Raw genomic sequence first — 15,977 nt, 5'->3', positions numbered from 1 at the left:
TTAATTCTAATTATTTTCTAGATATAATTATTTGTATGTTCTTGCCCCTTATAATTGCTCTTCCACTCTAGCAAACCAGCTACACATATAAAGAGATTAATAATAGCTAATATTAGCATGACGTATAAACCAGTAGAAATATAAATTACAATGCTAACTACGTTATATAAAATCCATAAATGCCAGTTTTCTAATATTTTTCGACTTAACATAAATTGAGCCACTAGTCCCAATACGGCATTTAAAGCGTCTAAATATGGACTTGTTGAATCTAAATAACGGACTTGATAATAACCCCAACCAATCCAAGCAACTAAAATAAAACTTATATAAAAAGTCCACCCTTTCAAATCTAAACGAACTGTTGCTTTTACTTCTCCCTCCCCACTTTGTGCAATCCAATAATACCAACCATATACATTAAATATAAATTGAAAAGCGGCTAATACTGCCATTGCATATAAACCTTGTGTAATAAAAATGTATAGAAATACCGCAACAGTAATCATGCCAAATAAAAAGTTGGATACTTTTTCTCTCGCTAATAACCAAACATTAATGATTCCCATAATTGATGCGAAAATTTCAATATAACTCGATTGAATATACAATCCAACTAATACACAAATAATACTAGAAACAAGTAAAAAAAGTGGACTTCTAACCATATTTATCTCTCCCCAGATGTGTAATAAATTCCCTATCACCAGTATAAGGAATAGCCCTTTCCTTTACCATGAATTTCCTCCTTCTCATTATCCATTCCATCTACGGTAAGTCTTTTCTTTTTACAAAATTCTCTTAAAGATGATATCGTTTTTATAACATATCTCTACTAGAAAGGAATAAAGGATATGCCTAACAAACATCGAATTTTATTTATTGGTGCTGGTCGTATGGCAGAAGCTATATTTTCCGGATTACTTAAAACAAGCAAAGAATACATCGAAGAAATTATCATCTCTAACCGAAGCAACGTAGAAAAGTTAGAACAATTACAAAGGCGATATAATGTGTCTATTACAACGGATTGGAAGCAGCATATTACATCTGTCGATACGGTTGTTTTAGCAATGCCACCTTCTGCTCATGAAGAATTATTAGCTGAGCTATCTCCGTTAATATCAAATCAACTTGTCGTAACAGTAGCAGCTGGCATTGGACCATCTTATTTAGAAGCTAGACTCCCAAAAGGCACACCTGTTGCTTGGATTATGCCTAATACAGCTGCTGAAATTGGAAAGTCTATCTCCTTATATACAATAGGACAATCAGTAGCCGAGATGCATCAAGAAACCCTGCAACTGCTTTTAAGAGGTATTGGTACTTCGCAACTTTGTACTGAGGAAGAAGTTCATCAGCTTACTGCAGTTACTGGAAGTGCACCAGCCTTCCTTTATTACTTTGCTGAAAGCTTAATTGAAGCAACAAAAAGTTATGGAGTCGATGAAGAAACCGCAAAACATCTTGTCATTCAAATGATTTCTGGCTCTGCTTCTATGCTTGAACAAACGCAAAATCCAGCTAACCTTCGCGAACAAGTAACAACGCCAGGTGGTTCCACAGCTGAGGGTCTCAAAACTTTATACGAATATAATTTTTCAGAGGCAATTCAAAAAGCAGTAGAAGCAACAAACAAAAAAGCTAGGGGGAAATAATATGATTTTAACAAGTTTAAAAGATTATACAACATTACATAACGGTGTAAAAATGCCTTGGTTTGGTTTAGGTGTTTTTAAAGTAGAAGATGGTTCAGAAGTAATTGATTCTGTAAAAGCAGCAATTAAAAATGGCTACCGCAGCATCGATACTGCAGCAATCTATCAAAATGAAGAAGGCGTTGGACAAGCGATTCGTGAATCCGGTGTTTCACGTGAAGAATTATTTATTACCTCAAAAGTATGGAATAGCGATCAAGGATATGAAACAACACTTCAAGCATTTGAAACTACATTAGAGAAATTAGGTCTAGAATATTTAGATTTATATTTAGTACATTGGCCTGTAAAAGGGAAATATACTGAATCATGGAAAGCATTAGAAAAACTTTATAAAGATGGCCGTGTTCGCGCTATCGGTGTGAGTAATTTCCACATTCACCACTTACAAGACGTATTTGAAATTGCTGAAATTAAGCCAATGGTCAACCAAGTGGAATATCACCCACGTTTAGCACAAGAAGAGCTACATGCATTCTGTAAAGAACATAATATCCAGCTTGAAGCTTGGTCACCATTAATGCAAGGACAACTACTAGATAATCCAACGTTACAAGAAATTGCGACAAAATATAATAAATCAACTGCGCAAATTATTTTACGCTGGGATTTACAAAACGAAGTTGTAACAATCCCTAAATCAATTAAAGAACATCGCATTATTGAAAATGCAAACATCTTCGACTTTGAATTAAGTGCTGATGATATGAAAGCAATTCAAGCTTTAAATGAAGATCGTCGCGTTGGTCCAGATCCAGATAACTTTAACTTCTAGTAGAAAAACCACTGCCATATGCAGTGGTTTTTCTATTTAAGAAAACTGAAAATTTAAACTATATTTCATTTGGTTGACACTTCATTATTCAAGGTGTAAGATTTTGAATTATCAAAGAAACACAAAAATTAATAAAATTTATTCGTTTACTCATTGTATCAAGAGAGGTGGAGGGACTGGCCCTTTGAAACCTCGGCAGCAGGTTCATTTTGAATACTGTGCCACTTCCTGCAAGCTTTATGCTTGAAAGATAGAATGAGGGACTTCGTTTATATACGGGTGCATAACTTGTACGTAAAAATCCCTCTTTCTCAATATGAAAAGAGGGATTTTTTATTTTTCATTTCCCTCATCATCATCCAAACTTAATTATTTAGGAGGAAAATCAAATGAAAAAGAAGTTTGTACCCGGTATTGCATCAGTTGTAGGAGTAAGTATTTTATTAACTGGTTGCGGTAGTTATAAAAACGAAGCAAGCGGAGCAAATGCAAAAGACGAGGCACCTAGTAAACAGGTTTTAAACTTATCTTCACCTACTGAAATACGAACAATGGATACGGCTCGTGCTACAGATACTGATTCTGGTCAAGTAATGAGAAACGTATTTGAAGGTTTGTATAATCTTGGTGAAGGTAACAAACCTGTTCCTGGTGTTGCAAAATCTCATGAAGTAAGTGGCGATAAAACGAAATACACATTCCATTTGCGAGATTCAAAATGGTCAAACGGCACTCCTGTTACAGCGAAAGATTTTGTGTTCGCTTGGCAACGTGCCGTAGATCCAGCAACAGCCTCTGAATATGCATTTCTATTCTTTGATATTAAAAATGCAACAAAAATTAACAACAAAGAACTTCCAGCCGACCAACTTGGTGTAAAAGCAGTTGATGACCATACGTTTGAGGTAGAATTGGAGCGTCCTGTTCCGTATTTTATTAGCTTAACAGCGTTCCCAACATTTCTACCAATTAACGAGGAATTCTTTAAAGCACAAGGTGATAAGTACGCTTTAGAAGATAATACAATCTTGTACAATGGAGCTTTTACACTAAGCGATTGGAAGCACGAACAAAGCTTTAAATTTAAGAAGAACCCTACCTATTGGGATAAAGATACTGTCAAACTAGAAGAAATCAATTTTAACGTCGTAAAAGAAAAATCAACAGAAGTAAATTTATTCGAGTCAAAACAATTAGATCGTATAAAACTAACATCTGACTTCGTTGATAAATATAAAAAAGATGCTAACTTTAAAGAACGTCCAAATGTAGGCGTACAATTTTTACGCATGAATCAACAAAACAAAGTACTTCAAAACGTTTCTGCACGCCAAGCAATCGATCAAACAATTGATAGAAAATCCTTTGTAAATACGTTATTAAATGATGGCTCTACACCAACATTTGGTCTCGTTCCAAAAAACTTTGCAAAAGGACCTGAAGGAAAAGACTTCCGTACTGCAAACGGCGATTTAACAAAAGTTGATACAAAATCTGCACAAGAATTATGGAAAAAAGCTAAACAAGAGCTTGGTTCTGAAAAGATAACATTAGAATTATTAACGAGTGATACTGACCTTGATAAGAAAACTGGTGAATTCTTAAAAGGGCAACTAGAAAAGAATCTAGATGGATTAACAGTAAATATAAAACCGCAACCGCGTAAGCAACAAGTTTCGCTTTTATTAAAAGGTGACTACGAAATCGGAATTGACGGCTGGAGCCCTGACTTTGCGGATCCAATTACATTCCTTGAGCTATTTACAACGAATAACCCTTATAACTTAGATCATTACTCTAATAAGGAATTCGATGAAACAATAGCAAAAGTGAAAACAACTTTAGCTGGTGATGAAAAAGCTCGCTGGGAAGCATTACTAGAATCCGAGAAAATATTATTTAAAGACTCTGTTATCGCTCCTCTTTACCAAAAAGGCGAATCTTATTTAGAACGTTCTTATGTGAAAGGAATTGTGCAAGTAGACTTTGCGGGTCAATTAAACTTCAAGTGGGCAAAAATTGAAAAATAAAGTAAAACCGTAATAAGTGGGGGTTCTTCATCCCCACTTATTATTAGCCCACACCAATTGTTTTTTTAGCAAAATATATTAAAAGTAGGTTCTCTCACACAAAAGAATCTACTTTTTTAATATATTATTCTAAGAAATTAACATTCTATTTTTATTATTGACATATAGTTCTTTCCAGTGTTAATATTCTAAATAATCAAAGAAACAAAATATTTCACCATCAAAATATAATGTCTACTAAGTTGAAACATATAACGATAGATTATAGCTCAACATGTATATACATATAGAACACCTGATTACCTATAAACAAATATTTATAATAGGTTCTATCTCCTTCTATAGCTACTTCAAGACATGGACATTATGACGTTACGAACAACACATTTAGGGAGGAACGAACAATGAAGAAAAAAGTTGTACCTGTTGTTGCATCTGTTTTAGGGGCAAGTCTATTACTAACTGCTTGCGGGGGAAATAAAGATAATGCAGGCGGAGCGAAAGCAAACGATAAAGTACCTGATAAACAAGCAATTAACTTATCATTCGCTTCAGAAATTCCAACAATGGATGTTGCAAAAGCAACGGATGGGGAATCCATGAATGTAATGCGCAATGTTTTTGAAGGTTTATATGCAATGGGAGAAGATAATAAACCGATTCCTGGTGTTGCTGAGTCGGTTGACATTAGTCCCGATAAAACAAAATATACATTCCATCTGCGTGATTCAAAATGGTCAAACGGTACTCCTGTTACAGCAAAGGACTTCGTCTTTGCTTGGCAACGTGCCGTAAATCCTGATACAGCAGCTGAATACGCATTCTTATTCTTCGATGTACAGAATGCGAAACAAATAAACCAAAAACAATTACCAATTGATCAACTAGGGGTCAAAGCTGTTGATGACAAAACGTTAGAAGTACAACTAGACCGTCCTGTTCCTTACTTCTTAAGCTTAACGACATTCTCAACATTCTTGCCAATTAATGAAGAGTACTTAAAGTCTCAGGGCGATAAATACGGTTTAGAAACAAATCATTTAATTTATAACGGTGCTTTCACATTAGATAACTGGAAACACGAACAAAGTTTCCAATTGAAGAAAAACCCTAACTATTGGGATGCTACAACGGTAAAATTAGAAGAAATCAACTTCAATGTCGTTAAAGATAAGTCTACAGAAGTGAACTTATATGATTCAGGACAAATTGATCGCGTTGCTTTAACTGCAGAGTTTGTTGATAAATATAAGAGCGATCCAAACTTCAAGGAACGCGCTGAAGTCGGCATTCAATTCTTACGACTAAATCAGAAAAATGAAACATTAAAAAATCAACATGCACGCCTTGCTATTAACGGCGCAATGAATAAAAAGGCTTACGTAGAAACAATTTTAAATAACGGTGCTATTCCAGCTGAAGGAATGGTTCCTGCGAAATTTGCAAAGAGTCCAGAAGGCAATGACTTCCGTAAAGAAAATGGAAATCTAGTCAAGGATGATGTGAAAACAGCGAAAGAAAACTGGAAAAAAGCAAAACAAGAACTTGGTACTGACAAAGTAACAATCGAACTATTAACAAGTGACAATGCTTTAGCTAAAAAGACTGGTGAATATTTAAAAGGTGAATTAGAAAAAAACCTAGATGGATTAACAGTGAATTTAAAACCACAACCACGTAAACAACAGTTGAAACTACTATTAAGTGGTGACTATGAAATTGGTATTGACGGCTGGGGCCCTGACTTCGCTGATCCAATTACATTCTTAGATTTATTTACAACAGATAGTGCTTATAACTTCGATAAATACTCTAACAAAGAGTACGATGAGCTAATTCATAAAGTGAAAACAGATTTAGCTGGCGATGAAAAAGCACGCTTTGAAGCAATGAAGCAAGCTGAAAAAATTCTATTACAAGACGGCGCTGTCGCTCCTTTATACCAACAAGGTCGTTCTTACTTACAACGCTCTTTCATTAAAGGACTTGTAACGACTGACTTCGGCGGTGAATTTAACTACAAGTGGACAGAAGTTGCAAAATAACAAAAGTAAAAAGGTATCCTACGAAGGATACCTTTTTACTTTTATACAACTTTAACTACAAAGCTTCTTCTTCCCTTTACCATTCCTTTTATAGCTAAAGTCTTCACTGCTACTAATTGTGTAACCAATACAATAACTAATAATGAAATAATATTTCTCTCTAAACTAACTCCTCCGAATATTATTGTATAATAGCCATTTGCTGCATATGTTACTTGAAATGGTTTGATACGTTTTAGAAAGCATTTCAGTACCTCCCTCACAACTTCAATTTACCATATACATACAAATCATTTTTGATTTAAATTGCGGATGAGCCCTTGTGACTGCAGGATAATAATTTATTTTCAACACATACATAATTACATGTTTTTGGGAAAAACTTGTATAGAACGAATTTACATAAGGAGGAATTTATAATGAGAATTCTACTATCAGTTTTATTAGCTCTTATGCTAGTACCTGCATTAACAGGATGTAAAGCGCCTGCAAAAGAAGACACAACTTCTAATAAAAAGACGACTGAAGAAGCAAAAAATGAGGCTCCTGCAGATTTAAAACTAAACTTTAATGAATTTAGTTTAGATGCAGACTATCAAGATACGAAGAAAGACTACGAAGCTGATTATAAAAATGTAGCCGCTGATAAGAAAATGGAAGCAAAGCTTGAAGACCATAAAACAAATGCAAAGTTTACAGGTGACGAGGCTATTACAAAATTAAGCCCACTTCTACAAGAATTAAAATTTGATAAAGATACTCCTGAACAAGAAGTAATCGATCAAGTAGTGAACGTGTTCAAACTTGATAAAGACTACCAAAAATTCGATTTAGAAGTTGTCTTCTCTGATGGAACGAAAAAAGAATATAAAAGAGAAATAAAATAAAGAAGTAGGCAATTGCCTACTTCTTTATTTTTTAATTTTTGCGTATCTTAGTTCTGGACTAGAACCGATAATGAACTGAACACCAGATACTGATGGTTTTTGTAAATATGAAGCACTTGGGAAAATAATTGGGATTAATGGTGAATCTGTAAACATAATATCTTCCGCTTTATGCAATAAGTCAAAACGCTTATCTTCATTTTGTTCAACTTCTGCTTCCTTCACTAAAGCATCAAATTCTTTATTATGCCATTTTGCATAATTGTTTGGACCATCACCTGCATATAAATCTAATTTAGTAATTGGGTCTAATAGAGAACCGCCCCATCCCATATATGCTAATTGGAAATCACTTTGCTTATATGTGTCGATGTAACTCTTCCACTCTTTATTTTCTAATTTAATATCTACGCCCAGATTTTTCTTAAACATTTCTTGCATTGCTTCTGCTACTTTTTTATGTTGTGTATCTGTAGTGAATTTTAATGTTACTTCAGGTAATGTAGACCAGCCTTGTTCTTTCATGCCTTCTTCTAATAATTTTTTCGCTTCTGCTGGATCAAATTTAACGTAACCACCTTTTTCTTTACGGAAATCACGCCCACTTTGTGTTTTTGCTCCTTCTGGAACGAATGCATTTGCTTCTTGTGCATTGTTTTTATACAGTTTTTCAACAATAAACTTACGATCAACTGCTAAAGAGAATGCTTTACGTACTTTCGCATTTGTGAAAGGCTCTTTTTCTACGTTAAACGAATAAATATAAGATGAAAATCCTGCAACACGTTTATATTCTTTATTTCCTTTTTCTTTTTCAATCATCTCTTGTGGTAAACCACTTAGTAAATCTAATTCTTTTGATTTAAATAATTGATACGCTGTTTTAGAGTCTGGAATAATACGAAACTCAATTTCTTTTAATGTTACCTTTTTATCGTAGTATTCTTTATTTTTTTGTACTGTAATAGCCTGGTTATGCTTCCACTCTTTTAACTTGAATGGTCCATTCGTAATTAACTCTTTTGGATCTGTTTTTAATTTATTATTATCATCAATTGATTTTTTAGATAATGGAATAAATAATGAACTTGCTAATTTCTGTTTAATAGAAGCAACTGGATGTTCAAGAGTTACCTTTAATGTTTGAGGATCAACGACTTGAATACCAACTTGTCCCTCTTCACCTTTTCCAGTATTATATGCCTCTGCCCCTTTAATGAAATACATTTCTGTCGCATTCATAGAACCCGTTTTCGGATTTAATAATCGCTTCCATGCAAATTCAAAATCATTTGCCGTAATAGGAGAACCATCTGACCATTTAATATCTTTCTTCAAATGGATTGTATATTCAGTTCCATCAGCATTTACTTCTTCTTTCTCTGCTAATTCATTTTGATATTTCCCATCACTATCTTGCGTATATAAACTTGAAAACAACTGCCCAATGATATAACCTGACGTGCTATCTGTTGCAATAGCAGAATCAAGTGTGTATGGATCACTACTAATATTCGTTACTAATCGATCGCCTTCTCCCTTACCAGCACTCGCCTTTTGCGTCTCTTTCTTACCGCAAGCGACCGAAGTAATCGCTAAAACAGTCATAATGATAAACAGTAAAAACTTCTTCATCCTACATTCTCCTTTAACCCGAAATTTTTGGTGTTGATGCTAACAATGTTTTTGTATAAGAATGTTGTGGATTACGGAACACTTCGTCCGTATTTCCAAATTCAACAAGTTCTCCTTTATATAAGACAGCCACTTTTTCACATAAATAGTGAACTATCGGCAAATCATGTGCGATAAATAAATATGTATAGCCTTGTTCCTTTTGAATTTTTTGCAGCAGATGTACAATTTGAATTTGCAATGAAACATCTAATGCTGAAATTGGTTCATCAAGAATCAATACTTCTGGCTCACACAATAACGCTCTTGCAATAGCAATTCGTTGACGTTGTCCTCCGCTAAATTCGTGCGGATAGCGATCGATATATCGTCTATCTAATCCCACACGTTCTAGCGCATCACCTGCTACTTTATCCTTTAATCCTTTATCACCTAAACCGAATGAAATATAACCTTCCGTTACGCTATCGCGTACTTTCCAGCGCGGATTTAATGCTGCTGTGGAATCTTGAAAAATAAACTGTACTTTCTGTAAGAAATCACGTTTATGAACTGCCTTCAACTTGTGAACGACTTGACCGTTATAATCAATTTCACCAGACGTTGGGCTCTCAATCCCAGCTATGAGCTTACCAAGTGTTGTTTTTCCTGAACCACTTTCACCAATAATGCCAAGTGTTGTTCCTTTCGGAATAGAAAGTGATATGTCTTTTAACGCTGTGATTTCTTTACTTTTACTTCCATACGTTTTCGTTACTTGCTTTATAGTAATTAAATCTGTCGTCATGAGGCATTCACCTTCTCTTTTGATTTCGCTTTATTATGCTCTAGAACATGTTGCCAACAATGTGAACTATGCTCCTTAGAATATGTGGTTCTCTCTGGAAAACGATGAATACATTCTTTTATCGCTACTGGACAACGATTTACAAAAGGACAACCAAAGCTATTTAATGTTTCAATGGAAGGTGTCGTTCCTTCTATAGCACGTAATACCTTTTCAGAATCATCCATATTCGGAATTGCTTGTAGTAAGCTTTTTGTGTATGGATGTTTAGGGGAACCTATCACTTCCTCTATCGTTCCTTTTTCAACGACACGTCCCCCATACATAACAACTACTCGATCAGCTACTTCACGTACAAGTGCCAAATCATGTGTAATTAATAAAATACTCGTATTTTGTTTTTCTTTTCTTTCTTTTAATAGCCCCATAATTTGTTTCTGAATCGTTACATCTAACGCTGTTGTCGGCTCGTCTGCAATTACAAGCTTTGGGTGACAAGCAAACGCAATTGCTAAACAAATACGCTGCCTCATACCTCCGCTTAATTGATGTGGGTACTGTTCAAAGCGTTTCTCTGCTTCATGTATCCCTAAACCTGTTAACAAGTTAATCGCAATTTCCTTCGCTTCTCTTTTCGATTTTTTCCCATGTTGCAAAACTACTTCTGTAATTTGTTTGCCTACCTTCATCGTTGGGTTTAAAGATGAAAGCGGATCTTGAAATATAAAGGAAATATCTTTTCCGCGAATTTGATTCCATTCTGACTCTTGTAAATTCGTTAATTCCTTTGCTTGGAAAGCTATATTCCCATCATCGATATGAATTGATTCTTGATTCAAGCCGATAATGGATTGTGCTGTGACACTTTTTCCCGAACCACTTTCTCCTACAAGTGCAACTATTTCACCTTCGTTAATAGAAAAGGAAACATGTTTCACAATCGCTTGCTTACTATTCTCTTTTTCAACGGCTAACGTTACGTTTTCTAAAGATAAGATTTGTGCCATGTTTTTTCTCCTTTCGATTTCGTTTGACGATTTTTGGATCAATCGCATCTTGCAAACCATCACCAATTGCATTAAATGCGAACATAATGAGAGCAATCATGATTGCTGGGAAGAATAGCTGCCACCATTCCCCACTCAATAATGTCCCAAGTGCATCATTCGTCATCGTCCCCCAGCTTGCTGCCGGTGATTGCACTCCTAGTCCGATAAAGCTTAAAAATGATTCTGAAAAAATAGCTGCTGGAATTGTAAATGATAAATTCACGATAATAATCCCTGTTAAATTCGGAATTAAATGCCCATATATAATTTTCATATGTGATGTACCTAATCGCTCTGCTGCAATAACAAACTCTCGTTGTTTTAAAGACAATACTTGTGCTCGAATGAGACGAGCCATTCCAATCCATCCCGTTAATGCAAGAGCGATAATAATGGTGAAAAGACCTGGTTTCATAACAATTAATAGTAAAATAACAATTAATAAATATGGGATGCCGTATAATACTTCAATTCCTCTTATAATCCACTCATCAATTAACGTTCCAAGGCGATTACGTCCTCTCACATATCCACTAAATCCACCAATCAGTACACCAAGACCTATATCGAGGGCAGCTGCTACTAATCCAACTGTTAGTGAAATTTTCCCACCAGCCCAAGTACGTGCCCAAATATCTCTCCCTAGATCATCTGTTCCAAACCAATGTTCACTACTCGGCGGTAAATTTGTTGCCTCTTTTACTTGTTCACTCGCAGTAAATGAAGTTAAACTTTCGCCAATAAGCGAGAAAACAATAATTAGCAATAACGTCACTGTTCCTAAAACTGCGATTGGATTCGATATAAACTTACGAAACACTTCTTTCTTTCTGCTAATTGTTTGCTGATTTTTATTTATCGTTAATTCTTTTTTCTCTTCTTTCGTTAATAACTGTTCATTAATCTCATAAGCCCCCATTTAAATATCCCCCCTCCTTATGTAATAGAACGAATACGCGGATCAACAATGCGATGAATAATATCTGTAATGAAAATACAAGCAATTAATAATGCACTATAGAAAATCGTTGTTCCCATAATCACCGGATAGTCTCGGTTAAAAATACTATCTACAAAATATTTTCCTAGGCCAGGAATTGAAAAGATTTTTTCAATAACGAAAGTCCCTGTTAAGAGTCCAGCCATTAACGGTCCAACAAATGTAAGTACTGGAACAATCGCATTTCGAAGAGCGTGCCTTATAATAATCTTCTTAATTGGTATACCTTTTGCTTTTGCTAGCTTAATATAATCACTCTGCAGTACTTCGATCATATTAGAACGAACAAACCTTGTAATAACTGCGATTGGCCCTAACGCTAATGCAAAAGATGGCAATACCGTATGTTCGAATGTTCCCCAAGAGGCTACTGGTAAAAACTCAAATTGGATAGCGAATACTTGTATAAATAGTGGCGCTAAAATAAAACTTGGAATAGAAATACCTAAAATTGCGAGCAAACTCACACTATAGTCAATTACTCTCCCATGATAGAGAGCAGCAAATGTCCCTGCCGCAATTCCTACTAACAATGAAATAACAAGTGCTTGTAGACCAATAATTGCTGATGGACCAAAGCCAGTTGTTATAATTTCTGATACACCTTGCCCGGTTGATTGAACAGATTCACCAAAATCAAAATGAACTACACCGTCTAAATAAGCAACATATTGATTCCATAACGGTTCATCAAGGTGATACTTCGCTCTCATGTTTTGGATCACTTCTTCAGGAAAGATTTTTGCATCTGATGAAAATGGATCTCCCGGAATAATATGCATAATTAGAAATGTCACTGTCGTAATAACCCATAGTGTAAACACCATAACCGATAATTTTTTAATTACATACACTTCAATAACCCCCTAAACACATGAATTTACTTTGTTTTATGGATGTACTTTTTCCATTACTTCCTTTTCTCTTTTTAGAATACAAAAAGCCTTGATCTTAAAAAATAAGATCAAGGCTTAACAAACAAAGGCCCATCACTTATCTTTCAAGACTTGCTTGCTGGAATTAGCACGGTGTTCCTATTACAGAACCCGCTGCTGAGGTGTCATAGGGCCAGTCCCTCTACCTCTCTGGATAAGTAAATTGCTATATTATTATTTGGTTCAAATTGTATATTTCGAATTATAATTCTGAAAAATTGAAAAGTCAATCAGATTGGATAAATTTAGAAAAATCAGTTTTTAATTCATTTATCGAAATTACAGGCTTATAATAAAAAGAAATAATGTTAAAGGAGTTATAAGATGGATCCCTTACTTCTTGCTACTATAGGATTATCCTTAACTATCGTTATACTTGTCATCATCGGCTCCTATAAACTCTTTATTAAAAAGAAACGTATTACTTCTTTTTATACTCCTTTCGATAATATTACCGGGCAAACTATTTCCGAATTTCACGAAGAACAGAAAATATTAGTATCTGAGGATGAAGACGGAGATGGCAAGAAGAAAAAATAACCCTGCACAGGCAAGGTTATTTTTTCGTTTCTGCTTGAAAACGTTTATAGTATGTCGATGCTGTTGCAAAATTAATTTCTATATCACGAATCAACGATGAATCTTCTTCTTTAGCTAACTTCTGTAATTTTTTCATCGCTTGTTCTGATTCATTCAAGAAACCAATATATACCTCATGTTCTTGCTCTTTCGACTTCGGAACACGAATTTCTTTACGTATATGATCAATATCTTCTAACATGCTCGTTGTTACCTTTTGCACGTCTTCTTTATATGTAGCATTCGTTATTTCCTTACCGCCCTTTTCTTTTGCCACTTCAAATAACTGCAGTGCTTTATTAATTTCTTTATTCATTTTTATATCGTATTTTTCATGTACTGCAAGGTATTCTTTCATCTCTTCTGTTTGTTCAGTAGATTGCTCTACCTTTTCTTTCGGTTCTTTCGTATCTTTATTTCCATTACATCCTGCTAGAAGGATCATACTTCCCATTACAGCAATACCCAAAACCTTCTTCATCTCTTCTTCTCCTTTTATCTACAGCTATTACTCATTATAGTTTCTTTTATCTCCACTTGTTATTATACCGAGAACGCCCTACTTTTTACACTTAAGACGACATCGTAATATATATACCAACATGTTTGTCACAGTATCGTCACTTTATACAAATAACTTTTGCAATGCTTTACTACATCACCTTACAAAACTGTAAGCACACATAAAGAACAAACCATGCTAGACTTACATATGCATAACGCAAACATATGTAAGGTTTTAAGGAGAATCATCTATGTACAACACAATGCCTTTTATGGGAGAAGATATTCGTGTCCTTATTCGCGAAAAATCACTTCATATCGAAAATACAGAGAGCCTTCGCCGCGTATTAAAGAAGAAGCATGCTCCATTTAAGTTAGCTCAATATTTAAAACAACAACATACAAATCAATTTCATACCGTGCTAAATATATCGGATAAATCATTAACAATCGAAATCATCGGTCATGTCTACATTGGAAACTTTGCAGATACCTTAAAGGAAATCCCACGTATACCGAAGATTGCTCCTATTATCGTTAAAAAAGCGTATAAAATTACTGACCATACCGATATTATCGACTGCGGGGAAAAAGAAGTCGATAGTAATCGCTGGGTGTGGGATAAACTTGCTGTTTTATATGATACGATTATGAATAATATGTATGAGGTATTTCAAAGAAATGAAAAAAAGAACTGATTCAAACATTCCCTTTGAATCAGTTCTTTTTTGTTAAGCCTCTAAATTTTGTCTTTGTTGCAGTTCAAACTGCTTCTCACTTCTTCTGGCCATAAATAGATAACATAATACTGCTCCTACTTCACAAAGCGCAATAACAACACCCATCGGTAACGCTGTATTACTCCCACCAATACCTACTAGCGGAGCGACAAGCGCTCCTGAAATGAACTGTAATAAGCCTAATAAAGCTGACGCTGTTCCTGCAGCTTGCTTCTGATTTCTCATCGCTAATGAGAACCCAGTTGTTGATACAACCCCGACACTTGATACAACAAGGAATAACGAACATAAAACACCGATTAAACCTATTCCTAGTACGATTGTCAGTAGTAAAGATAGGCCACCAACAGCTGCGATAATAATACCAGCAACAAATAATGTCTTCTCATTCACTTTCCCCGCTAAACGACCCGTTACCTGACTAGCAATAATAATACCGATGCCGTTAATCGCAAAGAATAAACTAAATTGCTGCGGTGATGCTCCGTATATGTTCTGCAACACAAATGGTGAGCCCGAAATGTATGCAAACATTGCCGCTGTTACTAATCCTTGTGACAATGCATATCCCATAAACAGACGGTCCTTTAACAATTTTCCGTACGTCGCCAAAGTCCCTGACAAACCACCCGTTTCTCTTTCTTCAGGAGGTAATGTTTCACGCAATACAAAAGTAGCTGAGATTAACATGAATACGCTAATTGCTCCAAGAACGATGAAAACACCGCGCCACGTTGTAAACTGTAATAATTGCCCCCCAATAATCGGTGCCAAAATAGGTGCTGCTCCGTTTACTAACATAAGCAGTGAGAAAAACTTCGTCATTTCAGAACCTGAGTACATATCACGTACCATTGCACGTGATATAACAATCCCGGCTGATCCTGAAGCTCCTTGTAGGAAGCGCAATAATACTAATGTCCAAATAGATGGCGCAACAGCACAAAGTAAAGAAGAAGCAACATAAATAATAAGAGCAATAATAAGTGGTTTGCGTCTTCCGTAAATATCGCTAATTGAGCCAACAAATAATTGTCCTACTGACAGCCCAAGCAAACAAGCTGTTAATGTAAGCTGCGCTAGGGATGCACCTGTTTGCAAGTCATCCGTTAACTTCGGTAATGAAGGCAAATACATATCAATAGATAATGGCCCAATCGCCGTAAGTGTTCCTAATACAAGAATCATCCATAACCTGTTTGCCTTTACAGGTTTATATATTTCGTGATTAACTTCATTCACTTTTTCAATTCACCCTTTCCTATACATACTGAATCGTAACAATTATAGTTA

The 15,977-nt window shown here is 35.2% G+C and carries 15 protein-coding genes, 1 pseudogene and 2 riboswitches; of the genes and pseudogenes, 7 read left to right on the top strand and 9 right to left on the bottom strand.

Annotation, left to right across the window (positions count from 1 at the left end; translation table 11 throughout):
• Positions 1-17: 17 nt before the first annotated feature.
• Entirely contained in the window at positions 18-668 is a 651-nt protein-coding gene (gene pnuC, locus IBT51_RS23930) for a nicotinamide riboside transporter PnuC (protein ID WP_053565424.1), read from the bottom strand.
• A 186-nt stretch (positions 669-854) separates the two neighbouring features.
• Here pnuC and proC point away from each other — a divergent pair, with 186 nt between their 5' ends.
• From proC to IBT51_RS23910, 4 genes are all read left to right on the top strand, one after another.
• A complete protein-coding gene (proC, locus tag IBT51_RS23925) occupies positions 855-1,658 on the top strand; it encodes a pyrroline-5-carboxylate reductase (protein ID WP_053565425.1) in 804 nt (267 codons plus the stop codon).
• A gap of 1 nt (position 1,659) precedes the next feature.
• Positions 1,660-2,493, top strand: a complete 834-nt coding sequence (locus IBT51_RS23920) for an aldo/keto reductase (RefSeq protein ID WP_000604196.1) — start codon at positions 1,660-1,662, stop codon at positions 2,491-2,493.
• 152 nt (positions 2,494-2,645) lie between these two features.
• A riboswitch (SAM riboswitch) is annotated at positions 2,646-2,750 on the top strand.
• Between the two features lie 132 nt (positions 2,751-2,882).
• Positions 2,883-4,523: a peptide ABC transporter substrate-binding protein gene (locus IBT51_RS23915; protein ID WP_200458793.1), complete on the top strand. Its 1,641-nt coding sequence runs from the start codon at positions 2,883-2,885 to the stop codon at positions 4,521-4,523.
• A gap of 404 nt (positions 4,524-4,927) precedes the next feature.
• Positions 4,928-6,568 (top strand): peptide ABC transporter substrate-binding protein, encoded by a 1,641-nt coding sequence (locus tag IBT51_RS23910; RefSeq protein WP_200458792.1) that lies wholly within the window; start codon positions 4,928-4,930, stop codon positions 6,566-6,568.
• 41 nt (positions 6,569-6,609) lie between these two features.
• Here the strand turns inward: IBT51_RS23910 and IBT51_RS23905 are convergent.
• A pseudogene (locus IBT51_RS23905) lies at positions 6,610-6,814 on the bottom strand (hypothetical protein).
• A 173-nt stretch (positions 6,815-6,987) separates the two neighbouring features.
• On the opposite strand from IBT51_RS23905, the gene IBT51_RS23900 reads away from it, so the two are divergent.
• Complete coding sequence (locus IBT51_RS23900) at positions 6,988-7,455, top strand: YusW family protein (protein ID WP_065212378.1); 468 nt, start codon at positions 6,988-6,990, stop codon at positions 7,453-7,455.
• Positions 7,456-7,479: 24 nt separating this feature from the next.
• Here the strand turns inward: IBT51_RS23900 and IBT51_RS23895 are convergent, their stop codons facing one another.
• From IBT51_RS23895 to IBT51_RS23875, 5 genes are read right to left on the bottom strand one after another with little or no spacing between them, the layout of a single operon-like run.
• Positions 7,480-9,090, bottom strand: coding sequence for a peptide ABC transporter substrate-binding protein (locus tag IBT51_RS23895; protein ID WP_064531597.1), 1,611 nt, complete (start codon positions 9,088-9,090; stop codon positions 7,480-7,482).
• 13 nt (positions 9,091-9,103) lie between these two features.
• Entirely contained in the window at positions 9,104-9,877 is a 774-nt protein-coding gene (locus IBT51_RS23890) for an ABC transporter ATP-binding protein (RefSeq protein ID WP_200458791.1), read from the bottom strand.
• A complete protein-coding gene (locus IBT51_RS23885; protein WP_053565432.1) occupies positions 9,874-10,884 on the bottom strand; it encodes an ABC transporter ATP-binding protein in 1,011 nt (336 codons plus the stop codon). Before IBT51_RS23885 ends, IBT51_RS23890 begins: the two co-directional genes overlap by 4 nt.
• The gene (locus IBT51_RS23880; RefSeq protein WP_016083992.1) at positions 10,841-11,845 is read right to left on the bottom strand and encodes an ABC transporter permease; all 1,005 of its coding nucleotides are present in this window, start codon (positions 11,843-11,845) and stop codon (positions 10,841-10,843) included. The genes IBT51_RS23885 and IBT51_RS23880 overlap by 44 nt, the downstream gene beginning before the upstream one ends.
• 17 nt (positions 11,846-11,862) lie before the next feature.
• The gene (locus IBT51_RS23875) at positions 11,863-12,780 is read right to left on the bottom strand and encodes an ABC transporter permease (RefSeq protein ID WP_016083993.1); all 918 of its coding nucleotides are present in this window, start codon (positions 12,778-12,780) and stop codon (positions 11,863-11,865) included.
• 136 nt (positions 12,781-12,916) lie between these two features.
• Positions 12,917-13,022: riboswitch (SAM riboswitch) on the bottom strand.
• Between the two features lie 163 nt (positions 13,023-13,185).
• On the opposite strand from IBT51_RS23875, the gene IBT51_RS23870 reads away from it, so the two are divergent.
• Positions 13,186-13,401 (top strand): DUF3951 domain-containing protein, encoded by a 216-nt coding sequence (locus IBT51_RS23870; RefSeq protein WP_064531593.1) that lies wholly within the window; start codon positions 13,186-13,188, stop codon positions 13,399-13,401.
• A 16-nt stretch (positions 13,402-13,417) separates the two neighbouring features.
• On the opposite strand, the gene IBT51_RS23865 is transcribed toward IBT51_RS23870, so the two are convergent.
• On the bottom strand, positions 13,418-13,921 hold the full coding sequence (locus IBT51_RS23865) for a hypothetical protein (protein WP_000756522.1): 504 nt from the start codon (positions 13,919-13,921) through the stop codon (positions 13,418-13,420).
• Between the two features lie 274 nt (positions 13,922-14,195).
• On the opposite strand from IBT51_RS23865, the gene IBT51_RS23860 reads away from it, so the two are divergent.
• Complete coding sequence (locus tag IBT51_RS23860) at positions 14,196-14,642, top strand: hypothetical protein (RefSeq protein WP_000282869.1); 447 nt, start codon at positions 14,196-14,198, stop codon at positions 14,640-14,642.
• 33 nt (positions 14,643-14,675) lie between these two features.
• On the opposite strand, the gene IBT51_RS23855 is transcribed toward IBT51_RS23860, so the two are convergent.
• A complete protein-coding gene (locus IBT51_RS23855; RefSeq protein ID WP_223266695.1) occupies positions 14,676-15,935 on the bottom strand; it encodes a multidrug effflux MFS transporter in 1,260 nt (419 codons plus the stop codon).
• Between the last annotated feature and the right edge of the window lie 42 nt (positions 15,936-15,977).

Source organism: Bacillus sp. S71 (genome assembly GCF_016625265.1).
Classification (GTDB): Bacteria; Bacillota; Bacilli; order Bacillales; family Bacillaceae_G; genus Bacillus_A; species Bacillus_A cereus.
Note: the sequence above shows the minus strand (reverse complement) of the source record. Positions and strands in the feature narration are given on the sequence as shown.

Coding starts and splice junctions, on each gene's coding strand:
- pnuC (WP_053565424.1), bottom strand. CDS start 668: ATGGTTAGAAGTCCACTTTTTTTACTTGTTTCTAGTATTATTTGTGTA.
- proC (WP_053565425.1), top strand. CDS start 855: ATGCCTAACAAACATCGAATTTTATTTATTGGTGCTGGTCGTATGGCA.
- IBT51_RS23920 (WP_000604196.1), top strand. CDS start 1,660: ATGATTTTAACAAGTTTAAAAGATTATACAACATTACATAACGGTGTA.
- IBT51_RS23915 (WP_200458793.1), top strand. CDS start 2,883: ATGAAAAAGAAGTTTGTACCCGGTATTGCATCAGTTGTAGGAGTAAGT.
- IBT51_RS23910 (WP_200458792.1), top strand. CDS start 4,928: ATGAAGAAAAAAGTTGTACCTGTTGTTGCATCTGTTTTAGGGGCAAGT.
- IBT51_RS23900 (WP_065212378.1), top strand. CDS start 6,988: ATGAGAATTCTACTATCAGTTTTATTAGCTCTTATGCTAGTACCTGCA.
- IBT51_RS23895 (WP_064531597.1), bottom strand. CDS start 9,090: ATGAAGAAGTTTTTACTGTTTATCATTATGACTGTTTTAGCGATTACT.
- IBT51_RS23890 (WP_200458791.1), bottom strand. CDS start 9,877: ATGACGACAGATTTAATTACTATAAAGCAAGTAACGAAAACGTATGGA.
- IBT51_RS23885 (WP_053565432.1), bottom strand. CDS start 10,884: ATGGCACAAATCTTATCTTTAGAAAACGTAACGTTAGCCGTTGAAAAA.
- IBT51_RS23880 (WP_016083992.1), bottom strand. CDS start 11,845: ATGGGGGCTTATGAGATTAATGAACAGTTATTAACGAAAGAAGAGAAA.
- IBT51_RS23870 (WP_064531593.1), top strand. CDS start 13,186: ATGGATCCCTTACTTCTTGCTACTATAGGATTATCCTTAACTATCGTT.
- IBT51_RS23865 (WP_000756522.1), bottom strand. CDS start 13,921: ATGAAGAAGGTTTTGGGTATTGCTGTAATGGGAAGTATGATCCTTCTA.
- IBT51_RS23860 (WP_000282869.1), top strand. CDS start 14,196: ATGTACAACACAATGCCTTTTATGGGAGAAGATATTCGTGTCCTTATT.